Consider the following 20,954-nt stretch of genomic DNA (forward strand, 5'->3'; position numbering starts at 1 on the left):
AGAATCAGTTCTGAGCGGCCCTGAGCGGCTCTGATCCGCCGACGGAAATGTCAGACGGACTTGCCGATGCTCCTGGCTTCCGCCTCTTTCGCGAAGTCGTCCCACACTTTCGCGTAACCGCGCGCTAGCCGCGCGACGATGTCCACGCAGTGCGGGGGTATCGCCTCGACGAAGCGCGCGGACTCCTCCGTCGCGGCGCGGTGCCTGTCCAGCCAGCGCAGCAGGGAGCGCCCCGACTCGCTGAGCCGCAGCGAGGGATCCTTGCGCAGCCCGGCCAGCGCGGTCTCCGGGTCCTCCGGCGGTGCCACCCGCACCCGGCTGCTCTCGCGCGTGACCCGTGCCGTGGTCACGGGGCGGCGGCGCTGCCTCGCGGGCACCACGTCCTCCCCGGCCAGCAGGCGTTGCCGCACGTCATGCACCGTGGAGGGGGAGACTCCCGCCTCCCTCGCGACCTCCCGCAGGGAGGAAGCGGGCCGCTCGGCCAGGAGCTGGCCCGCCTTGATCCGGCCCTCCGCGCTGCTGAGCGGGCGCAGCCGTCCGTCCCTGCCGAACCTGGCGTTCGACTGTGTACTTTCCTCAGTCGATCGCCGCCGTAGCTCCCCCACCGTCTTGGCCGACAGGCCCGTGGCCAGCGCGACCCTGCGGTCGGACCACCGCGTGTGCGAGGCCAGGATCCGGCCCGCCGCTGCCATTCGGTCGGCGTGCGCGAGGGGAAGTCCGTGGCTCACGTTCATCTTCACCGCGAGGACGAAAGCATCCGCTTCCCCACCCTCGTAGATGACGGCCGGAATGGAGGTCTCCCCGCGTAGCGTGGCGGCACGGACGCGATGTAATCCGTCGATGACCCGCATGGCGGGTGCGTGTACGAGGATGGGCGGCAACTGGCCTTCCACTTCCGCCAGTGCCTGCGTGTGCCGACTGTCTTCACCGTCCTGGCGGGGTGAATTGTCGAGCACCAGCGTCGAAATCGGCACCGTGACCGTCAAAGCCCCCTCAAGGACTTTACAGATCCACGCTTCCAGGTCTGCATTCTCGCCGCTTTGCTCGGAGCCTGACGCCCCCGATGATTCATTTCCGAGCATCGTTCACTAGCACCTTTCAAACGCGGATGGATCGACCTGTGCCCCATGTCGCTCTATCGCCAGAAAGGCGGGTATCCCGCTTTTGTGGTCAGTCGCACAGTACGTCAGCCACTTGCACACCGCACCACCACATCTCACGTTTTGTTCGAACCTCCAGACCTAAGATTGACGGATTGAACACCTCTACCGCTTGGGATATGGAGGTTTGTCCGAGGCTCAACCATCGTTCCGTCACCAGCCGTTGAACGCGGGCCCGGAGGGGGTGCGGAGAAGGGGGAAGATCAGCCGGCAGAACCGGCAGAAGGGGAAGAAGGGGAAGAGGCCCGCTCCGCCACGGGTGCCCTGCGGGCCTCGCCCCAGGAGACCGCGGAGAGCAGCGGCCCGGTGATGGCGGTGGTCACCACCGCCATGATCAGCAGCGCCAGATACATGGGTCCGGTCAGGATCCCCGTGCTGTGCCCCACGGACAGCACGATGAGTTCCGTCAGACCCCGGGTGTCCATGAGCACGCCGATGCGCAGCGACTCCCAGCGCGACTGGGACCCGAGCCTGGCCCCCGCGTAGCCGCCCCCGGTCTTGCAGACGAAGCCGAGCACCGTCACCAGCAGGACCAGGGTCCAGGAGGTGGCGCCCATCGCCTTGGTCAGCACGGTGACCCCGGTGGTGACGAAGAACAGCGGCACCAGCCTGCGCCCGATCCTGGTCACCCTGGCCACCGCGCCGTTCCAGGGCAGCAGCGCCCCGCGGGGCACCGCCGCGCCCACCAGCACGGCGCCGAACACGGCGGTCAGGCCCAGCCGTTCGCTGCCCAGCCCCGCGGTCAGCGCGAGGGCTCCCAGCAGCAGCGCGGTCAGCAGGGGCCGGCCCTCGAACAGGCGGCACACGGCCTTGCCGCGCAGCACCCACCGGAGGAGCATCGCCCCGACGGCCCCGGCGGCGAAGACCGCCATCGTGCGCGCCGTGCCGCCCGCCGAACCGGTGTTGAGGCTGACGGCGACCGACAGCAGCAGCCACCCCGCGATGTCCTGGATGACGGCGGCGGTCAGGGCGAGGTTGCCGCTCGTGGTGCGCGCCAGTCCGAGGTCTTCCAGGAGCCTCGCCAGCACCGGCACGGCCGTGATCGAGAGCGCCGTGGCCATGTAGATCACCAGCGCGGGCCAGGTGGCGTGCCCCCGCAGGGACGGGTCGCCGTCGAGGAGGAGCCCGCAGGCCAGCAGGGCTCCGCCGCACAGCGGGACGACGAACGACCCGGTGGACACCCACGCCACCGAACGGCGCGTGAACCGCGCCTCCTTGGGGTGTATGCCGTGCGCCACGCCGACGAGGAAGAGGACGAGGCCCGCCTCGGTGAGCAGTTTCAGGGCGTCGAGGACATGTGCCGGAAGCACCCGGTCAAGGGCTTCGGGCCCGGCGAGGGCGATCAGCAGGGGTCCCGCGGCCAGGCCGACGGCTATCTCCCCGATCACTCTGGGCTGGCGTAACGTCCGGGCTATGATTCCGCCGACGTGAGCGAGCAACAGCGCGCCCACCCCCGCCACGACCACGTGCACGCTCCCCCACGGGACATCGTCGACGCCCACTCCTGACCCTCCCCGTTCCGGCCGATGCGGCACAAGACGCGGCATGTGCGTCGCGCTCCGGCGAAGGCGGAGAGAGTCGCGAGGCCACGCATTTATGAGCCACGAATTTTGGCCGATCCTATAGCCGTGCGCACATCACGTCGAGCGGTGACAGGTCCGCACTCGATCACGGAATTGCCGCCCTGACGTGGGGTGTTGTTTATTTTTTCCGCACTTTCAAGGCAATTAAGGGCCCGGGAGGAAAAGTGATTCCCCACCTTCTCGAAGACCTGCGGAAGAGGGACATCCTCATCTGGGCGGAAGCCGGGCGCATCCGGTACGACGCGGCGCCCGGCGCGCTGACGCCCGAGGTCGTCGGGCGACTGCGGGAGCACCGGGAGGAGATCCTCCGGCATTTGGAACGGGACGGTGATCTTCCGGACGCCGCACAGGACGCCCACGTCCCTTCGGGCCCCGAAGGCGGCGGGGGCGGCGAGATCCGGCTGCGCCCACTCCTCCGGGAGGCGGGCGGCGCGGGAGCGAACGGCACCGGAACGGCCCGCGCCGTGGTCTTCGTGCTGCCGCCCGCGGGCGCGGGACCCGCGATGTTCCAGCGCTGGCGTGAGGAGGTCCCGGCGGACCTGGACGTCGTGCTGGTGCACGCGCCCGGCAGGGAGGAGCGGCTGGAGGAGGCGGCGTACACGCATGTGGCGCCGCTGGCCGACCGCGTCGCCGAGGCGGTCGGCTCCTACGACGACCGCGCCTTCGTCCTCCTCGGCCACAGCGCGGGCGCGCTGGTGGCCCGCGAGGTGGCGCGGCGCGTCGGCTCGCCGAGGCTGCGGCTGCTCGCGGTCGCCGGGTCCCCCGCGCCCGACGCGGTGACCGGGGACGAGGCGGAGGCCGACGACGGGACGCTGCTCGACGCGATGGCCGCCTGGGGAGGCACGCCGGGGGAAATTCTCGCGGATCCCGACGCCTGTTCGGTCTTCCTGCCGTGCCTGCGCGCCGATCTCTCGGTGGTGGCCAGTTGCCGGAAATCCCCGGAGGCGCGGGAGAGGCTGGATATTCCGGTGATCGCTTTCAGTGGTACGGAGGACCAGGTGGTGACGCATGAGGAAATGCGCGACTGGCGCCACTGGACGGACGGTTCCTTCCGTATTCACCGCGTGCCGGGAGGCCACTTCTTTCCGGTCACCAGCGGTGCCGCGATATTCGCGTCGATCACGCGGGCCCTCGACGACCGGTGACGACGGGCTCCGACGGGTGAGCGCGTGCCCGGCAGCGGAGTGCCGCACGGCGCGGTATGGGAAGAACTGCCAATCGACAAGATCAACAGGAGCTGCTGAACTCTGCGGAGGAGGCGGAACGCTGCCTCCGCGCCGACGGTGGGCGTGGAGTCCCGGCACGCTTCCTCGGCGGCGCCCCCCGCCCCCAGACCCTGGGCCACCGGACGGCGCTCGCCCGGCACCCCGGTGCTCCGGCCTCACCCCCGTAGGCCGGAGCACCGGGGCAGGGCCGGCCGCTTGCCTCCGGGTCCCGTGCCCGGCCTCGGTACCATGGCGCGACGGTTGCAGACGACTGGGTCCGGATGGTGCGAGGGATGGTCCGATTCTCCGCCCGTGACGCCGAGATCACGGCCGAGATCGCGCGTGTGGGCACGCTGCCCGGGGAGGCCGCCGAGCGGGCCGAGGCGCTGCTGGCCCCCATCCGCCGCCTCATCTCGTACGACGCCGCCTTCATCCACCTCTACGACCCGGACCGCAGCCTCCAGGTGCCGCTGCTGCACGAGGGGTACGACGAGCAGGTCGGGCGGTACATGACGACGCCCGAGTTCACCGCTGACGTGGACGGTGCCGGTGGCCAGGGCCACCGCCCCTTCCGGCTCAAGGACCTCTCCCAGCACTGGTCGGAGATCCCGCTGTGGGCCGACTACCTCTCCCCCGCCGGGTTCCGCGAGGGCATCGGCGTGCCGCTGCGTACCGCTTCCGGGAGCTACCTGGGCTTTCTCGGGGTCACCACCGTCGAGAGCCGCCCGCCCGCACCCTCCGTACGGGACCGGCTCGGCGCGCTGGCCTCGCTGATCGCGCAGGCCGTCGACCCGCTGCGCTCCCTCACCGCGCGCGCCTCGCTCGTCGCGGGGGCCACGGCCGCCGTGGTACTCACGCGCGCTGGGCGTACCTCGCCGCTCCCCGGGCTGCCCGGGCACCGGCTGCTGACGGAGGGCTCGCCCGTACTGGCCGCCGCCGAGGCGCAGTTGGCCGAGGGCCACGAACACTCGGTCTTCCTCGCCCCGGACGGGGAGGCCGCCGCGCCTCCCTCGGTGCTGCGGGTCACCGTGCTCTCCTGTCCCCGGCAGCCGCCCGGGCATCTGTACGGCCTGGTCCTGCTCTCCCCGCCGCCCGAGCTGCACGGTCTGACGAGGCGGGAACTGGAGCTGTGCGGGCACCTGGTGCGGGGCGCCTCCAACGCGGAGATCGCGGCGGCCCTGGCGATCACGCCCCGTACCGTGGCCGCCCATCTGGAACACGTCTTCGCCAAGCTCGGCGTCTCCTCGCGGAGCATGGCCGCTGTACGGGTGCTGCGCCAGGGCCTGCATCTGCCGCCCCAGGTGGTCGCGTAGGGGCACGGGGGCGCGGGGTGCGGCGAGGTGTGGCCGGGCGGAATGGCCCGGTGGCACGATCTCGCCATTATTGGTCTGGACCTTGCCTCGTGCGGCGGACGCGCGGTTGAGTGCCTCCACCCCCACAACGAGGAGCGACCTCATGTCGTCAAGACGTGTCATGTCCCTGCTAACCGCACTCGTGGTCGGCGCCGCACTCTGGGCCCTCGCCCCGATGGCCTCCCAGGCGTCGACGTCGAAGCCCTCGGAGCCGTCGAAGGCCGCGGCCGAATTCGTGGTCACAGAGGCGCAGTTCAACCAGATGTTCCCGAACAGGAACTCCTTCTACACGTACCAGGGCCTCACCGAGGCGCTCGGCGCGTACCCGGCCTTCGCCAACACCGGCAGCGACACGGTCAAGAAGCAGGAGGCCGCCGCCTTCCTGGCCAACGTCAGCCATGAGACGGGCGGGCTGGTCCACATCGTCGAGCAGAACCAGGACAACTACCCCCACTACTGCGACTCCACCCAGCCCTACGGGTGCCCCGCTGGCCAGGCCGCGTACTACGGCCGCGGGCCCATCCAGTTGAGCTGGAACTTCAACTACAAGGCCGCGGGCGACGCCCTGGGCATCGACCTCCTCAACGATCCCTACCAGGTGGAGAAGAACGCGGCCGTCGCCTGGAAGACCGGCCTGTGGTACTGGAACACCCAGTCGGGGCCCGGCACCATGACCCCGCACGACGCGATGGTCAACGGCAAGGGCTTCGGCGAGACCATCCGCGCCATCAACGGCACCCTGGAGTGCAACGGCGGCAACCCGGGCCAGGTGCAGAGCCGCATCGACGCCTACCAGCGCTTCACCGGCATCCTCGGGACCACGCCCGGCGACAACCTGAGCTGCTGAGGCCGGTGCGGGGCCGCCGGAAAGTGTTCCGGCGGCGCTGACCGATGTCCGAGTCGAAGCCCCGGGGCGGGTGTCCCGGGGCTTCGGCGTGCGGGCGACCTTGAAAGCCGGCCGTACTGAAGGACGTCTCCGGTGCCCTCGTCGGGCATCATGATCGTATGACGAACAATGAGCAAGCCGGCGTACCGTCCATCGGCAAAGGGCTCGTCGTGGGCCTGCTGATCGGCATTCCGGTGGGGCTCGTGCTCGGGTGGGCTGTTTTCGGCAACATGGCGATGGGCCTGGTGCTCGGCGGAGGTGTCGGCGGAGTCCTTGGTGTCACTTTCCGTGGGGCGCGGCGCTCGTAGCGCCAGTTCCCGTACTGCTCTTCGGCGCCGGGTGAACCGGACACCGTGATCGTGGCCGACGGGCAGCCCTCCCGGGAGGGCTGCCCGGGCCGTTCACGGCAGTGCGGTGGCCAGGGCGCGGGTGCCCGGTGCGCAGCGGGCGCGCAGTGCCCGCTGTTCCGCAGCCGGCAGCCGGTCCGCTGCGCCGCGGCGCCCGGCGTCCAGCCTCCGCGCCGCGGCCTCGGTCCACTCCGGGTGCGGCGCGACGCCGATGTGGTCGGCGAGCCGCTTCAGATGGTGTTCCGGCGCTTCGAGCAGATCCTCGAAGGCCAGTGACATCCTGATGTCGGCGGGGAGCTGGGCCAGGTGTGTCAGGCCCGTGGTGATCATCGTGGACCACAGCTCGCCGTACCGCTCCACCGGCACGTGCCGCGCCAGCGCGGCGTCCAGGTCGAAGGTGTCGTCGCCGAGCATCCGCCCCAGTTCGGCGGCGGCGTCGGCGCCCTCACGCTCCGCGAGGTCGGCCATCAGCAGGACGAGCTGGAAGCCGGGGTGGCGGCTCATCGACACCGCGCAGTCGGGGCCTTCGCGGTGGAGGTGGACGAAGCGCGCCTCGGGGAAGTGCGCGCGCAGTTTCGGCACCAGCGCGAGCGAGAAGCCCGAGCGTTCGACGGCCACCTCCCGTCCGCAGCGCTCGGCGAGCGCGGCGAACAGCGCGCGGTAGTGCCCGGCCACCGGGCCCGTGGGGCGGTCGGCGAGCAGCGGGCGCAGGTGGTCGAAGAGCGCGTCCGGGTCCGGGGTGAGGTGCGGCAGGGTGGTCAGGCACACCGCGGGCACACCCGTGTCGCCGGTGAAGCGTCCAGGGCCGCGCGGGTAGAGGTGTTCGGGCAGCGGTGTGCCGCGTCGGATCATGCGGTCGGCGAAGGGGCGCGGCGAGGCCAGCAGTTCCCAGAACCGGTCCCCGCTCACCTCTTCCTCGGGGAGCGCGCCGGGCTCCAGCGTGGTGAACAGTTCGCTCAGGCTGAGCACCGACGGATGGAGCCGCAGTATCTCCGAGAGCGCCGTCGAACCGCACCGTCCTGTGCCGACGACGAAGGTCAGCGGGGGTCGGAGCATGGTGGACGCCCCTCAGTACCCGTAGCGGGAGCTGACCCGGCGCGGGTAGTAGCGCTCGTCGCCGTCGGGTGTGTGGTCGGGGCGGCGCGGGGCCCCGCCCTCGGGGTGGTCGCCGAGGACCGTCACCCGCTGGCCGAGGCGGTAGTCCTGGTAGTCGTTGACGGCCATGTGCTGGGTGGCGCGGTTGTCCCACAGCGCGACGGTGTGCGGCGACCAGCGGTGGCGGCAGGAGAAGCGGGGCTGCTCCGAGTGCTCGAAGAGGTGCTGGAGCACGGCGTCGCTCTCGTGGCGGCTGAGCTGCGGTATGTGCGACGTCCACATCCGGGTGACGTAGAGGGAGCGCCGTCCGGTGACGGGGTGGACGCGTACGACGGGGTGTTCAGCCGACAGTTCGCCGACCTGGGGCGCCTTGAGCACATGGACGGCGGTGAGGCCCTCCAGCATCTCGCGGAACGGTGCGGAGAGTGTCTCGTAGGCGAGGTACTGGTTGCTCCACATGGTGTCGCCGCCCGCGGGCGGACACGTGACCAGGTGCAGGATCGAGGCGATGGGCGGGCTGGGCTGGAAGGTGACGTCGATGTGCCACTCGTCGGCCTTGCCGCCCTTGTCGGACTCGATCAGTGTGACCTCGGGGAAGCCCTCCAGCTTGGGCAGGAACGGGTGCACCTCGACCTCGCCGAAGCGGCGGCCGAACGCCACATGTGCCTCCGGGGTCAGCTCGTGCTGGTCGGGGAAGAAGAGCACGAGGTGACGCAGCATCAGTTCGTGGATGCGCTCGAACTGCTCGTCGTCGACCCGGCCCAGGTCGACTCCGCACACCTCGGCCCCGATGGCCCCGGAGACGGGCTGGACGTGGAGCTGCGGCTCGGCGGGTGCGTGCGTCGCGGGTGTTGCTGACACTTCGGTGTCTCCTGACGTGTGTACGGGCGGGCGGCGGTACGGGGACGTGTGTCGCGGCGGTGGTGCGGTGGTGGTGGTGCGTCAGGCCGTGGGGACGCGGTGGGCGCGGGGATCGGGGAGCAGGCCGATCTGCTGCAACCTGTCCAGGGGTGTGAGCGGCCGGGGCCCGAGGCCCGCCATGTTGTGGGTGACGGTGTGCAGCAGCCGGGCGTTGGCCCCGGTGCAGCGCACGGCTCTGCGCCCCACCACACGCCCGGGCCAGGCCAGGTCCGTGACCATGCGCGCGGCGTTGGCGCTGGTCTTGGCGGCCTGGACGAGCGTGGGCCGCCGCTCCTCCTCGTACGCGCGCAGGGCCGCGTCCGCGGCGGCGGCCCCGAGTCGCGCGCCGCCGTCCCCGGGTGCCGAGCCGTCGAGCGCTCGCGCGATCTGCTCGGCGAGGGAGGCGGCGCTGGTGATGGCGGTGTTCATGCCCTGCGCGGCCATCGGGTGCACGGCGTAGGCGGCCTCGCCGACGAGGGCCAGGCCAGGTGCCGCGAGACGGTCGGCGAGGTAGCGGCCGACGGCGAACGTCTGCTTGCTGCCCACGGCCTCGGGCAGCGCGGGGACGAGTCCGTCGAGCGCGGGCACCTCGCGGACCGCGCGGGCGAGCCAGTCCGCGAAGCCGTCGGCCGTCAGTCCGCGCAGCTCGTCCGGCTCCGTCTGGAGGTAGAGCCGCACCCGGCCTCCCGGCAGCGGATACACCAGGCGCAGCCCGCGGTCGGTGAGATAGGCGGAGAAGTCGTGGGGCAGGGGGCCGGGCGGGGTGAGTTCGAGGGAGACGAGGCGGTGCGGGTACTCCACGCGCTGCCCCTCGATCCCGGCGGCGCGGCGCAGCCGGGACGAGATGCCGTCAGCGGCGACGACCAGCGGTGCCCGTACCTCCACCGCCTCCGCTGCCGCAGCACGGGTGTCCTGGCTCGTCAGGAGCACCCCGCCCACCCGCCCGTCGTCCTCGCGCAGCGCTTCTCGCACGAGGGTGCCCCGGCGCAGCTCCACCGTGGGCGGCAGGTCCTGGGCGAGGGTGTGCAGGATGGCGAGGTGTTCGTGGGCCAGCAACTTGCGGTCCCCCTCGGGCAGTTGCCCGTAGTCCAGGGTCATCAGCGGAGCGCCACGGTCGCTGCGGACGACGAGCCGGTCCAGGCCGACCGCGCCTCTGCGGCGCAGTGCCTCCTCCGTGCCCCAGCGGCGCAGGACACGGAGTGCTCCGGGCTGGAGCACCTCGCCCTTGGCGACGTCGCGGGGTGTGTGCTGCTTGTCCAGGACCAGTACGCGCAGGCCGAGTCCGCCCAGCCCGCGCGCCGCCGCCAGCCCCGCGACCCCGGCGCCGCACACCACGGCGTCGTAGTCGTAGTCACGGCTGAGGTGGACGCCGTGGCGGGATCTGCTCGTCATGCCTGCTCCCTCCGCGACGGGGCGCCGGGGTGCGCGACGGTGGTGTGTTCAGGAGTGGTGTGTTCAGGAGTGGTGTGTCCGGTGCCGACGTGTCCGGTGCCGTCGCGGGACGCCGTGCGCAGGCGGGCCAGCGCCTTGAGCGCCAGCGCGGTGGCCAGTACGCGGTCCGTGTAGCGGTAGCAGTGGCGCACGTACTCGTTGACGGGGCCGCCTGGCCAGGTGCCGTCGGGTTCCTGACGGTCCAGCAGCCAGCTCGCCGCAGCCGCGACGGGCGCACTCCCGGGCCCCTCCCCCGCCGCAAGCAGTGCGTGCAGGGCCCACGCCGTCTCCTCGACGGTCCCCTCGGCGGGCGGCACTGGGGTGGGCAGCCCGGGGTCCTCTCCCCCGGTGTCCCATGCCCCGTCGCCGCGCTGCGTGCGCAGCAGCATGTCCCGCGCCCGGCGGGCCGGACCGCTGTCGCCCCGCCCTGCCCGCGCGAAGGCCACCAGCGCCGCCGAGGTTCCCGGGACGCGTCCGCGGTACCACATGGCCGCGAGCGAGCCGTCCTCCTCCTGCTGTCGTGCCAGCCACTCCAGTGCGCGCGTCACCCGCGCGTCGCCGCGCGTCGCTCCGCAGTCGAGCAGTGCCAGTGCCGCCTTGGCCGTCATCTGCGGGCAGGGGCCGAAGCCGCCGGGACGGCTGTCGCGTACCGCCAGGGACCAGGAGCCCTTCTTGTCCTGCATGGCCGTGAGCCAGGCCAGCCCCCGCCGCGCGTGGTCGTCCTCGGGTCCGCCGGGCAGCCGGTGCAGGAGCGAGCTGATCTCGGCCGTCTCCAGTGCCATGGGCCAACTGCGGTCTGTGGAGAACCCCCAATGCCCGGCGGGGCACGCCAGCGCGGAGAAGGGCACGTCCTGCTGCCGGGCACGGAACATGTCGCGGGCCGGGGTGAGCCGTGGGTCGGCGGCGTATCCGGCCTCCAGCAGGGCCGAGGTGGCGAAGCTGGTCCAGGTGATGTCCAGCGGCATCAGGTCCCAGCCCCCGGCAGGGCGCGCGGTGTCCGTCAGCCAGCCCGCCGCCGTGCGGGCGATGTCCGGGGCCAGCCCGGACCTGCCGACGCCGATGGTGATGAGGCTGGTGAGCCACGGGTCGCCGCTGAAGGACCCGGCGCCGCGCTCGCGCTCGTACGCCTGGCGCACCAGCGCGAGCGCGCGGGGCCGGGTGAGCCCGTCGAGGCGCCGTCCCAGCGGCCCGCGTGCGCGGTGCGCCGACTGGGCCAGCGCCATGGCGCTGAAGATCGGCAGCCGCAGGCTGAGCAGCCGGCGGGCGAGGCCGGGCAGGAGCAGGAGTTCGGCGGGCAGCCGGGGCGGTCCGGCCGGGTCGCGTCGGCCCGCCAGCACGTCGAACTGCCGGACGAGCCCCGCCATGGCGGGCTCCGGCAGCGCTTCCGCGCCGCCGCTCCGGTGCAGCAGGTCCTGGGCCGCGGTGATGACCCGGGTGCGCTCCGGCGCGGCCAGTCGGAGCGCGGCGGTGACGGCTGCCGTGCTGAGGGTCTCGGTGCCCACACCGGCCATGGCCCAGCCGCCGTCGTCGCGCTGGGTCGCGCACAGCCGCTCGACGGCCGCCTCACGCAGCGGCAGCGGCACCGGCTCCGCCCCGTGTGCGGCTGCGGTGTGGAGGGCGAGGAGCACGGCGGCGGTGTTGGCGGGCGAGAAGCGGTCCTCGTCCGGGGCGAACACCCCGTCGTCCCGGCGGCCCGCGAACAGCGCCTCGGCCCCCTTCGGGACGGCGCGCTCCACGCGGTCGAGCACGGCGGTGTCGGGCATCGGCGGGGTCATCCTTCCGGTTGCGCGGTGCGGGGCGTGCCCAGGCGCGGGGGTGACGCTGGCGAGGTGGTGGGCGGTGTGGTGGGCGGTGCGGTGGCGTCCTCGCGGTCGCCGTCCACCGGGTCAGGGAACTCGTGCCGCGCCCGCATGTGACGCTGCGTCAGGAGGCTGACGGCCAGCACGGGTACGAGCAGGCAGAGCGCGGGCAACGCGCCCCAGCCGGCCGCGGTGAACGCCGCGGCGAGCACCAGCCGCTCCCCCACCAGTACCTCGTGTGCGCGCAGCGCGGCCCGTGGTGTCGGCGCCGCCGAGCGCAGCAGGGGCACCAGCGCGCACGCCCCGGCCACGGCGGCGAGTGCCAGCAGCGTCGCGGCGGCGACGGGGTGCGCTGCGAGCACGAGGTGGCACGTGCCCGCGGCGAGGGCGAGCACGTAGAGCGCCGAGGCCACCCGTACGGCGTGCCCGAGCCCGTGCCGTACCGGCAGCGTCAGATAGCCGCCCGCCCGGTCCCCTTCCACGTCGCGGAGGGTGCCGACGAGGTTGGACGCCGTGTCGTGCGGGAGGAAGGCGAGGGCCACGAGCAGCACCCCCCACGAGGGCAGGTGGCCGGGCGGCACGGTCACCGCGGCGCCGAACAGCACGGCCAGGGCGCTCAGCAGCCCCCGTACGCCGTTGCCGAGGATGCCCCGGCCCTTCAGCACACGGCTGTAGGCGACGATCCCCGCCAGCGCCAGCACGACGAAGCCGACGACGGGCCAGTTGACGCCGAGGACGATCAGCGCGGCGAGGAGCACGGCGCCGACGCCGCACGCGCGCGCTGTCCCCGCGCTCAGCCGCCCCGAGGGTATGGGGCGCTGCGGCTTGCCGATGGCGTCCAGTTCGCGGTCGAAGTAGTCGCCGAGATAGTGCCCGCCCAGCCAGCCGAGCGTGGGGCACAGCCACGCCGCGACCACACCTTCTCCGGTGACGGCGCCGCCGCCGCAGGCCGCGCCCGCGAGCCCGAGCAGGCCGGGGTAGGCCAGGGTGTAGGGGCGCCAGGTCTCCAAGTGGGCGCGTACGGCCGCGCCGTGACGCGCCCTCACAGGTTCCGGTCCGCTGCCAGATCGGCCACGGCGGCCAGCGCGCTCCTGGCCTCTCCTGCGGGCAGGTCCAGCAGCGCGGCCTTGGCCCGCGCGGACTCGGCCAGCGCGTCGGCGCGGGCCAGTTCCAGCGCGCCGGTCGCGGTCAGCAGCGTGCGCACGGTGCGCAGCGCCTCCTCGGGCGGCACGGTGCCGTCGAGTGCCTCCGTCAGCCGCCGCCGGTCCCGCTCGTCGGCCCACTGCCAGCAGAGCAGCACCGGCAGCGTCGGGCGGCTGTTGGCGAGGTCGCTGAGCACGGGCTTGCCGCTGGTGGTGTCGTCGCTGAGGTACGGGAGCAGGTCGTCGGCCATCTGGAAGGCCCTGCCCAGGTGTTCGGCGTACCGGCGCAGCGCCTCCCGCGCCGTCGGCGGGCCGCCCGCGAGGAGGGCGCCGCCCACGCAGGCGGCGCGGAAGAGGGCGCCGGTCTTCAGCGCGATCATCTTCAGGTACCGCTCAAGTCCGCAGCCGGGCCAGGCGCGCAGTTCGTCCTCCAGCGCCTGTCCGCGGCACAGGTCCACGCCGGCCTCGGCGAGCACCCGTACGACGGCGAGCCTGCGGTCGTCGGGGACCGGGTGGTCGACGTCGGCGGTGTCGACGTCGGCGGCGCGACCGGTGCCGTCCGCGTTCCCGGCGTCATCGGAGTCCCCGGCCACCGCGCGGAACGCGTCGATGATGAGGGCGTCGCCCGTCACGATGGCGTTCGGCACACCGTGCCTGGCCACCACGGTCGGGCGGCCCCGGCGCAGTTCGTCGCCGTCGATCACGTCGTCGTGGACGAGGGAGCCGCTGTGCAGGGACTCGATGCCCAGTGCGGGGCCCAGCGCGTGCGCGCGGGGCAGGCCGAGCGCCGCGGCCGACTCGGTGAACAGCAGCGGGCGCAGCAGCTTGCCGGGCGGCAGCAGCGCGGAGCGGCTCATCGCGTCCACGCCGGTGGCGTCGGCCGGACATCGGCGCTCCAGCTCCTCGCGCAGCAGTGTGAGCGTGCGCTCCAGCGGGTCGGCCGGGGCTGGACCGTCCGGTACGGGGTCGGCGAGCGCGGCCGGGGCGGAGGGTGCCGAAGGGGCCGGTATCGGGGGTGACGGGGTCGGCGCGATGCCCTCCCGCGCCGATCGCGCTGCTCTCGCTGATCGCATGGTCACCGGTCCAGGGAGGCGCGGTAGTCGGCGGCGAGCGCGGCGAACGCGTCGTTCGCCGCGCGTTCGGCGATGGTGACCCGCACGCCCTCGCCCGGTTTCCCGCACACCACCACGCCCCGGTCGGCGCAGTGCTGCGTGAACTCCTCGACGCCCTTCTCCAGCGGCAGCCACACGAAGTTGGCCTCGCTGTGCGCCGAGACCCACCCCTGTTCCGTCAGGACGCGGTGCAGCCGTTCGCGTTCGGCGGCGGTCTCGCGGCACTGCTCGCGTATCTCGGCGCTGTGCGCGAGGGCGGCGACGGCAGCGGCCTGGGCCGGAGCGCTCACCCGCACGAACATCTGGAGCGGGCGCAGCGGATCGAGCAGCGAGGGGTGCCCGACGAGATAGCCGACGCGCAGGCTCAGCAGACCGTACGACTTGGAGAAGGTGCGCACGACGCACACCCGCGGATCCTCGCGGTACAGCTCGATGCCGTCGGGGACGGACCCTTCGGTGGCGAAGTCGCGGTACGCCTCGTCCAGCACGACGGTGACGTGGTCGGGCAGCCGCCGCAGGAACTCCTCGACCGCGCCGGGCCCCACTGCCGTGCCCGTCGGGTTGTTGGGGTTGCAGACCAGCACCATGCGGGTGTCGTCGGTGACGGCGTCGGCCATGGCGTCCAGATCGTGGCGCTCGTCCTTGAGCGGGACGCGCACGACCGAGGACGAGGCGTTGGCCGCCATCATCGGGTACGCCTCCCACGACGGCCAGGCGTGCACGGTGTGGGTGCCGGGTCCGGTGAGGGCGCTGAACAGTTGCTGGAGCAGCGCGCCGGAGCCGGGTCCGACGAGGACGTCCCGCGCGGGCACGCCGAGGTGCTCGCCGATGGCCGCCGACAGTCCGAAGCCGAGCGCGTCCAGCGTCCGGTGGGACCGTGTGGCGGTCTCTCTGACGGCCTCGACCACGGCCGGGAGCGGCGGATGGTACGTCTCGTTCAACGACATCTCGTGCACGGCGGCGCCCGGCGCGATATCCGGCCGCATTCGGTTCCACCCGCTTGAATCTGGCACTTGCCCTCCACCACGGATTCTTTCCGGACGGTAGCCCCTGCGAAACAGCACGGAAACCCGGCAGGGCACGGGACGCTAAACGCGATCACCCATGTGGATTCCGTACGCCAAGCAGGACGATAACCCCGCACCACTTCGCGTGGCCAGGAGTCGATCACATTCTTGTGGGGCAAGCCAAGACCGCGTAATCACCTGCCGCGCGGGCAAATTCTGATCGCTTCCCAGATTCCCGCCGACCATGCGGACGGGAGGCATGTTTCCGGGCAACCGGAATCCTGCGAGTCGCGCCGACCCCTCCTGCCGCCCGGTGACCAGCAGGCTCTCCCCTGCCCGGAGCGCCGCTCAGGGCCCCGGAACGGAAGGCGGAGTCACACCGTCGCACCGGGCCCTGGGAGCGCCCGCGGGATGGGCGGTTCACTCCGCTTCCCGGTTTTCTGCGCCCGTTCCGTGCCCGGTTCCGGTAAAGGCGTCATGGGTTGTCGCGCTCTTCGTGCGACGTCGACTCCGCATCCCGCGCGGAAGAGCGAACGGAACCATCAGGCATTTCGCCTCACTCACCCGTCGGCGCATTCCCCGGGAATCCTGGTGCGGCGCGCGGGACGGGGAGTTCAAGGCGCCGGAATTCTCCCCGGGAGAATGCCCGCCGCGGGCTCCTAGCCGCGCCCCTCGCAAAGCGCTGTCTGCACGGCGGCCTTCATGTCGGCGCTCTGTGCGTCCGAACCGCCCGGGTCGAGGTTCACCATGGCCGTCGCCTGCCTGCCGTCGGTCGTGGCGCCGCCCGCCGTCTCGAACCCGAGGACGTCGCCGGTGTGCCCCCAGTAGCGGCCGCCGCAGGGAAGCGGCCTGCTCTCCAGGCCGAGGCCGTACGCGCGGCCGTCGGGGTTGCCGGTCGGCCGGGTCCGCATCATCTCCCGGAGCTGGCCCTGCCGGAGGAGCTTGCCGCGCACCAACGCGTCCAGGAAGCGGTTGACATCGCCACCGCTGGAGATCATCTCGCCGCCCGCGTTCGCGACGGTGGGGTTGAACGCGGTGATGTCCACGGGCGGTGCTTCCGCGTCAGGGCGCGCGTACCCGCGCGGGTTCGGTCCGGGGATCGACGTGGCGTCTCCCGGCACATAGGTCTCGCGCAGGTCCAGCGGTTCGATGACACGTCGGCGGATCTCGTCGCCGTACGAGTGGCCCGTCACGCTCTCGATGATCATTCCGGCCAGCAGATAGCCCGTGCTGGAGTAGCTCCAGTCGGTGCCCGGCTTGAAGGTCGGGGGGTGGGCGAGCGCGATGTTCACGAGGTCACGGGTGTCGTAGTGCGTGAACGGGTCCTCGATGACCTTCAGCGGGTTGAGGTGGTCGAGGATGTCGGGCAGGCCGCTGGTGTGCTGGAGCAGTTGACGGACCGTGATCTTCCGGCCGTCGTTGCCGTGTCCGCGCACGACGCCGGGGAGGTAGCGCTCCACCGGCGCGTCGAGGGCGATCCGGCGCTCTCCCACCAACTGGAGCACGACCGTGGCCACGAACGTCTTGGTCATGCTGCCGATCCGGAACCTGCTGTCGGGGTGCACGGGTGTGTGGCGCCGTAAGTCCGCGACGCCGCTGGTCAGCACCGTGCTGCCGCGCCGGTCCCGCATCTCCAGGAGCGCTCCGGGCCCGCCGTCGACGGTGGTCAGCCGGTGCAGGAGCGCGCGCAACCGCGCGTGACCGGCCGCGTCGTCGTCCTTCGGTGCGCCCGCCGCGACACCGGTCGCCGCGGCCAGCGCGAGCAAGAGTGCGAGTGCGCCGTTCAGTGCGCGCTTGTGCTTGGTCACGTGTGCTCCCTCGGTCGTGAAGGCTCTCGTGCGAGGGAGCGCGGTGTCCGCCCCGCATCGCTGTCCCACGATCTCCGCGGAGAACGAACCGGCGCGATGGTGCGGCCGTCCGGATCGGCGGTGGGGTTAACCCCCTGCCGCGACGAGAGGCACCGGTTCACCTTCTCCACACCGGAAATACCCCGGGAAGGGGAAGTACCCAAAAGAGGGAAAACACCGGGGAAACCGCCCGTCCGGTCCGCCTTTTTCTGCTGCGCACGTACGAGACAAGAATGCACCTGCGAGGCCCGTCACCCTTTTCGGGTGCACTGCTTCCTGGGCGTCTTGACGCTCTGTCCAGCGACAACGCGCAATGGAAACGCGCCGACAGCGGTGACCGAATCAATTCGTCGGCGGCTCACCATAGTTGAAAACAAAAAGGAGGACGGTATGTCCGAGAGCGACGACCTGTTCGAGGAAATGACCATTCCGGAGGCCGAGGAGACATTCGCCGGGCACTCCTGTCTGAGCGCGGCAGCGGCTGCTGACAGCGAGACAGAAGGCGAATAGCCCACCAGGCGTCCCCGGCTCCGCGCGAAGCGGGGCCGGGGACGCTCCCGCCACCGGCCCGTCCCGCCTCCCCCTCTTCCCACTCGCCCCCGCTCCCAGGAAAGCAGGCAGCAGCACGTGAGTTCTCCCCACGCTCCCGCGGTGGCTCCGCCGCCCGCACGCACGACGCCCCGCAGCGACGTACGGCTCGTCCGGCGCGGGGACCATCTGTACGTCTGCACCAGCACGGGCACCTTCCGCGTCGCCACCACGGGCGCGGCGGGGGACAGCGACGCGGTGCCCCTCGACGCCCTGCCGGAACATGTGCTGGAGGGCCTGCGCCGGCGCGGTCTCGTCCGGGACGGTGAAGAGGGCCTGTCGCACCCGCTCTACGACCGGCCGGCGCCTCCCGGCACCGTGACCGTGGCAGACGGACCGCTCGGGGACCACGTCGCGGCACTCCTGTCACGGGCCGGGCTCCGCACGGTGCGCGAGGACCCCGGCGGGAACGGCGGCGCGGACCGGCGGAGGGAAACCACCACCGCCACCGAAGCCGCCGCCACCGCCGCCACCGCCCCCACCGATGCCGCCGTACTGCCGCTCTCAGCACCGGAGCCCGCACTCGTACGGTGGACGCGGACGGCCATCGAACGGAACATGCCTCTGGTGGTGCATCTGAGCACCCCGTCACGGCTGCTGTTCGCCACCCTCCGGCCCCCGCACACGGCCTGTCCGCTGTGTCTCGTGCGCCGTATCCGCGCCAACCACACCTGGCAGGCGGTGGCCGGTCTCCCGCTGGACGCGCTGATGGGCGCGGCACACGACGACGCGTGGCCCACAGCCACCGTCGCCGCCGGGCTGCTGGCCCACGAGGTGCTCACGCTCGGGGGCCCGGGGCCCGCGCCGGACTCCGCCGTGCTCACCGAGGTGGACCACCGCTCGCTGGAGCGCGTCCAGCACGCCACCTTCCACACCCCGGGCTGCCCCGCCTGCTCCTCGCACACCGTGCACACCGTCCCACCACCGGAGGGCGGGCGGGGACGTGACACCCCCGCCGATGACACCGGTACCGACGGTGTGGACGTGCGCGAGAGCTGGGAGCGCATGCGGGGCGCCGTCGATCCGCTGACCGGACTGGTGCTGGAGCTGCGCGTCGACGAAACCGAGGCGCCGGGCGGTACGACGTACGCGCGCACCGCGGGCCGCACGGCCACGAAGTGGTTCTCCCCCGTCTCCGCCGAGGCGCGCGGCGGCGCCGTGAAGGGCGACCCCGTACTGGCGCGGGTCTGCGCGGTCGGCGAGACCATGGAACGCTACGCGGCCGGTGTCTACGACCCGGCGCGGCTCGTCCGCGCCACGTTCGCTTCGCTGGGCGACGAGGCCATCGATCCGCGCACCCTGCCGCTGGGCTCCGACAAGGAGTACGCGGCCCACACCCGCTACGGGCCCTTCGTGCCGGACACCGAGATCGACTGGGTGCCCGGCCGCTCCCTCACCACCGGCCGCACCCGCTACGTACCGGCCTGCGCGGTCTATCTCCCCTACCGCTTCCCCCGCGGCCACAAGGCGTGGTTCGACCCCATCTCGACGGGGCTCGCCGCGGGCAGCGGCTACCACCACGCCGTGCTCGCCGGTCTGCTGGAGGTGCTGGAGCGGGACGCGACGGTGGTGTTCTGGGAGAACAGGCTCGTCCTGCCCACCCTGGACCTGGAGGGGCTGGAGGAGGGCCCGGAGCGGCGGATCGTCCAGCGGCTGCGCTCCGAGGGCGTGCAGCTCACGTGCAAGGACCTGACGACGGACCTCGGCGTCCCTGTCGTCGGCGTCCGCCTCGTGGAGGGCACCCGCGAGCGGCCGGTCGTCGTGCACTCCGCGCGGGCCGACCTCGATCCGCGCGCGGCGCTGCTGGGGGCGCTGGAGGAGGCGTGCCTGGGGCGCGCCGGGACCCGCACCTGGTGCGCACAGCTCGACGCGGGTGCGCGCATCCCAGGCCCTGACGATCTGCTGGACTCGCTCAGGGACTTCAGCCTGTACTACTGGGCTCCGGAGCGCTTCCGCCATCTGGCGTTCTGGGAGGACGGCCCGCTGCGCCCCGTCGCGGAGGCCAGGCCCTCGGAGGGCTTCCGCGCCGACATCGACGAGGCGGTGCGACGCCTCGACGCACGGGGTTACGAGCCCGTCAGCGTCGACATCACACCCATCGACGTGGCGGAGTGCGGGGTATCCGTGGTGCGCACGCTGGTGCCGGGGCTGTGCCCCATCACGCTGCGCAGCGACTTCCACCGGCGCGGCGGCCCACGTGTGCGGCAGGCGCCGCTCGACATGGGGGTGCGCGAGCGCGCCCTCACCGAGGACGAGCTGAACCCCCTCCCACTGCCCTTCCTCTGACGGCACGTCACGTCACGTCACCGCACCCCGCCCCACCTCACCGACGATTGGGTCCGCTTCCATGACCGGCCGACCTCTCTACCGACGCAACCCCGACCTCCTGCTGGAGTGGGACGAGGACGCGGGCGCGGTCCTCGTGGACTGCCTGCGGTGGCGCAAGTTCTCCGCCAAGGCCCCGCTCGTCGATCTCCTGCACCATCTCGACGGGCCGCTCAGCGCCGAGGAGGCGCACGCGAGGTGGCAGGGCGCCGAGGACGCGGAGGACACAGGGGACACAGCGGGCGTGGAGGGGACACGGAAACTGCTGGTCAGGCTCGCCGCCGCGGGCATCGTCCAGCGCTGCGACAAGGAGCACGAGAAGGAAGGGGAGGAAGGGGACGGCGCGCCGGTACGGGGCCGCGGCTCGGGCCTGACCCGGTACGAACTCGCCGCCCACGCGCAGGCGGCCCGTGGCCCCGTGCCCCACGCACGGCAGGGGCCCCCTCCGCCCGCGCGCCTGCGCCACCCCGGCACCACGGCCACGGTGCCCCTTCCTGAGGACCCGGGGCCGCCGAGCCGTCCGCTGTCGCGGGTGCTGGAACAGCGGCGCAGCGTACGCGAGTTCGCGCCGGAACCGGTGCCTCTCGCGCTCGTCGCGGCAGTGCTGGACAGGTCGGCGCGTGTGCGCGGCTATCTGCCGCCCCGCGCGTACGAGCAGACGCAGCGCGCCGCCCCCTCCGGCGGCGGACGGCACAGCCTGGAGGTCTATCTCCTCGCCCGCGACGTGGGCGGACTGGACTCCGGCGCCTATCACTACGACCCGTTCGCGCACGCCCTGCACCGGCTCTCCCCCTGGTCGGACAACCTCTCGGACCTCCAGGACCGTGTGCTCACCACTCCGGCACTCATGGCAGCACCACCCCCGGCCGGGCTGTACCTCACCTCACGCGCCGCGCGCACCGGCTGGAAGTACGAGGGCATGGCCCTCAGCCTCATCTACCGCGACACCGGTTGCCTGATGCAGACCATGTGCCTGGCCGCCACGGATCTCGGTCTCGCCTCCTGTCTGACGGGCCGGATGGAGGCGCCGCCGACGGCTCCGTTCCTCCCGCCCGACGAGCACGACGTCCTGCACGTCGGCAACCTCGCGCTCGGCCTGCCGTCCCCCTCCCCGTCGGTCCCGGTGCCCGCGCCGGAGGCGGACGGCTGAGACACGGGACGGGAAGCGCCCGAGC

The 20,954-nt window shown here is 72.5% G+C and carries 17 protein-coding genes; 7 read left to right on the top strand and 10 right to left on the bottom strand.

Annotated features, from left to right (window positions below):
• Nucleotides 1–50 precede the first annotated feature (50 nt).
• Both ACYVOO_RS23970 and ACYVOO_RS23975 read right to left on the bottom strand, forming a co-directional pair.
• Nucleotides 51–974 carry a hypothetical protein gene (locus ACYVOO_RS23970; protein WP_461017749.1) on the bottom strand — a complete coding sequence of 308 codons (924 nt, stop codon included), beginning with the start codon at nucleotides 972–974 and terminating at the stop codon, nucleotides 51–53.
• A gap of 389 nt (nucleotides 975–1,363) precedes the next feature.
• On the bottom strand, nucleotides 1,364–2,707 hold the full coding sequence (locus tag ACYVOO_RS23975) for a cation:proton antiporter (RefSeq protein ID WP_461017750.1): 1,344 nt from the start codon (nucleotides 2,705–2,707) through the stop codon (nucleotides 1,364–1,366).
• A 200-nt stretch (nucleotides 2,708–2,907) separates the two neighbouring features.
• Between ACYVOO_RS23975 and ACYVOO_RS23980 the strand changes: the two genes are divergently transcribed.
• The 4 genes from ACYVOO_RS23980 (at nucleotide 2,908) to ACYVOO_RS23995 (ending at nucleotide 6,494) form a co-directional block, all read left to right on the top strand.
• Entirely contained in the window at nucleotides 2,908–3,888 is a 981-nt protein-coding gene (locus tag ACYVOO_RS23980; protein ID WP_461017751.1) for an alpha/beta fold hydrolase, read from the top strand.
• 353 nt (nucleotides 3,889–4,241) lie between these two features.
• Complete coding sequence (locus tag ACYVOO_RS23985) at nucleotides 4,242–5,261, top strand: helix-turn-helix transcriptional regulator (RefSeq protein WP_461017752.1); 1,020 nt, start codon at nucleotides 4,242–4,244, stop codon at nucleotides 5,259–5,261.
• A gap of 214 nt (nucleotides 5,262–5,475) precedes the next feature.
• A complete protein-coding gene (locus ACYVOO_RS23990; protein ID WP_461018106.1) occupies nucleotides 5,476–6,147 on the top strand; it encodes a chitinase in 672 nt (223 codons plus the stop codon).
• Between the two features lie 158 nt (nucleotides 6,148–6,305).
• Complete coding sequence (locus ACYVOO_RS23995; RefSeq protein WP_461017753.1) at nucleotides 6,306–6,494, top strand: hypothetical protein; 189 nt, start codon at nucleotides 6,306–6,308, stop codon at nucleotides 6,492–6,494.
• 93 nt (nucleotides 6,495–6,587) lie between these two features.
• Here the strand turns inward: ACYVOO_RS23995 and ACYVOO_RS24000 are convergent, their stop codons facing one another.
• From ACYVOO_RS24000 to ACYVOO_RS24035, 8 genes are all read right to left on the bottom strand, one after another.
• The gene (locus ACYVOO_RS24000; RefSeq protein ID WP_461017754.1) at nucleotides 6,588–7,589 is read right to left on the bottom strand and encodes a sulfotransferase; all 1,002 of its coding nucleotides are present in this window, start codon (nucleotides 7,587–7,589) and stop codon (nucleotides 6,588–6,590) included.
• A 12-nt stretch (nucleotides 7,590–7,601) separates the two neighbouring features.
• Entirely contained in the window at nucleotides 7,602–8,489 is an 888-nt protein-coding gene (locus ACYVOO_RS24005) for a TauD/TfdA dioxygenase family protein (protein WP_461017755.1), read from the bottom strand.
• 81 nt (nucleotides 8,490–8,570) lie between these two features.
• Nucleotides 8,571–9,920: an FAD-dependent oxidoreductase gene (locus tag ACYVOO_RS24010; RefSeq protein ID WP_461017756.1), complete on the bottom strand. Its 1,350-nt coding sequence runs from the start codon at nucleotides 9,918–9,920 to the stop codon at nucleotides 8,571–8,573.
• A complete protein-coding gene (locus ACYVOO_RS24015; protein WP_461017757.1) occupies nucleotides 9,917–11,722 on the bottom strand; it encodes a prenyltransferase/squalene oxidase repeat-containing protein in 1,806 nt (601 codons plus the stop codon). Before ACYVOO_RS24015 ends, ACYVOO_RS24010 begins: the two co-directional genes overlap by 4 nt.
• Nucleotides 11,723–11,730: 8 nt before the next feature.
• Nucleotides 11,731–12,804 carry a UbiA family prenyltransferase gene (locus ACYVOO_RS24020; protein WP_461017758.1) on the bottom strand — a complete coding sequence of 358 codons (1,074 nt, stop codon included), beginning with the start codon at nucleotides 12,802–12,804 and terminating at the stop codon, nucleotides 11,731–11,733.
• A complete protein-coding gene (locus tag ACYVOO_RS24025; protein WP_461017759.1) occupies nucleotides 12,801–13,973 on the bottom strand; it encodes a polyprenyl synthetase family protein in 1,173 nt (390 codons plus the stop codon). Before ACYVOO_RS24025 ends, ACYVOO_RS24020 begins: the two co-directional genes overlap by 4 nt.
• A gap of 2 nt (nucleotides 13,974–13,975) precedes the next feature.
• Nucleotides 13,976–14,998 (bottom strand): aminotransferase class I/II-fold pyridoxal phosphate-dependent enzyme, encoded by a 1,023-nt coding sequence (locus ACYVOO_RS24030; RefSeq protein ID WP_461017760.1) that lies wholly within the window; start codon nucleotides 14,996–14,998, stop codon nucleotides 13,976–13,978.
• 680 nt (nucleotides 14,999–15,678) lie between these two features.
• Nucleotides 15,679–16,827 carry a serine hydrolase domain-containing protein gene (locus ACYVOO_RS24035; protein WP_461017761.1) on the bottom strand — a complete coding sequence of 383 codons (1,149 nt, stop codon included), beginning with the start codon at nucleotides 16,825–16,827 and terminating at the stop codon, nucleotides 15,679–15,681.
• 429 nt (nucleotides 16,828–17,256) lie between these two features.
• On the opposite strand from ACYVOO_RS24035, the gene ACYVOO_RS24040 reads away from it, so the two are divergent.
• From ACYVOO_RS24040 to ACYVOO_RS24050, 3 genes are all read left to right on the top strand, one after another.
• Nucleotides 17,257–17,376 (top strand): azolemycin family RiPP peptide, encoded by a 120-nt coding sequence (locus ACYVOO_RS24040; RefSeq protein WP_461017762.1) that lies wholly within the window; start codon nucleotides 17,257–17,259, stop codon nucleotides 17,374–17,376.
• A 141-nt stretch (nucleotides 17,377–17,517) separates the two neighbouring features.
• Nucleotides 17,518–19,740 carry a TOMM precursor leader peptide-binding protein gene (locus tag ACYVOO_RS24045; RefSeq protein WP_461017763.1) on the top strand — a complete coding sequence of 741 codons (2,223 nt, stop codon included), beginning with the start codon at nucleotides 17,518–17,520 and terminating at the stop codon, nucleotides 19,738–19,740.
• 61 nt (nucleotides 19,741–19,801) lie between these two features.
• Nucleotides 19,802–20,929 carry a SagB/ThcOx family dehydrogenase gene (locus ACYVOO_RS24050; protein ID WP_461017764.1) on the top strand — a complete coding sequence of 376 codons (1,128 nt, stop codon included), beginning with the start codon at nucleotides 19,802–19,804 and terminating at the stop codon, nucleotides 20,927–20,929.
• The last annotated feature ends 25 nt before the right edge of the window (nucleotides 20,930–20,954 follow it).

The organism is Streptomyces daliensis (genome assembly GCF_054782395.1).

What these genes read in the sequence shown, in the direction of transcription:
- ACYVOO_RS24000 (WP_461017754.1), bottom strand. Translation starts at nt 7,589, where the DNA reads ATGCTCCGACCCCCGCTGACCTTCGTCGTCGGCACAGGACGGTGCGGT.
- ACYVOO_RS23985 (WP_461017752.1), top strand. Translation starts at nt 4,242, where the DNA reads ATGGTCCGATTCTCCGCCCGTGACGCCGAGATCACGGCCGAGATCGCG.
- ACYVOO_RS24010 (WP_461017756.1), bottom strand. Translation starts at nt 9,920, where the DNA reads ATGACGAGCAGATCCCGCCACGGCGTCCACCTCAGCCGTGACTACGAC.
- ACYVOO_RS23975 (WP_461017750.1), bottom strand. Translation starts at nt 2,707, where the DNA reads ATGCCGCGTCTTGTGCCGCATCGGCCGGAACGGGGAGGGTCAGGAGTG.
- ACYVOO_RS24030 (WP_461017760.1), bottom strand. Translation starts at nt 14,998, where the DNA reads ATGCGGCCGGATATCGCGCCGGGCGCCGCCGTGCACGAGATGTCGTTG.
- ACYVOO_RS24050 (WP_461017764.1), top strand. Translation starts at nt 19,802, where the DNA reads ATGACCGGCCGACCTCTCTACCGACGCAACCCCGACCTCCTGCTGGAG.
- ACYVOO_RS23990 (WP_461018106.1), top strand. Translation starts at nt 5,476, where the DNA reads ATGGCCTCCCAGGCGTCGACGTCGAAGCCCTCGGAGCCGTCGAAGGCC.
- ACYVOO_RS24025 (WP_461017759.1), bottom strand. Translation starts at nt 13,973, where the DNA reads ATGCGATCAGCGAGAGCAGCGCGATCGGCGCGGGAGGGCATCGCGCCG.
- ACYVOO_RS24040 (WP_461017762.1), top strand. Translation starts at nt 17,257, where the DNA reads ATGTCCGAGAGCGACGACCTGTTCGAGGAAATGACCATTCCGGAGGCC.
- ACYVOO_RS23995 (WP_461017753.1), top strand. Translation starts at nt 6,306, where the DNA reads ATGACGAACAATGAGCAAGCCGGCGTACCGTCCATCGGCAAAGGGCTC.
- ACYVOO_RS24015 (WP_461017757.1), bottom strand. Translation starts at nt 11,722, where the DNA reads ATGCCCGACACCGCCGTGCTCGACCGCGTGGAGCGCGCCGTCCCGAAG.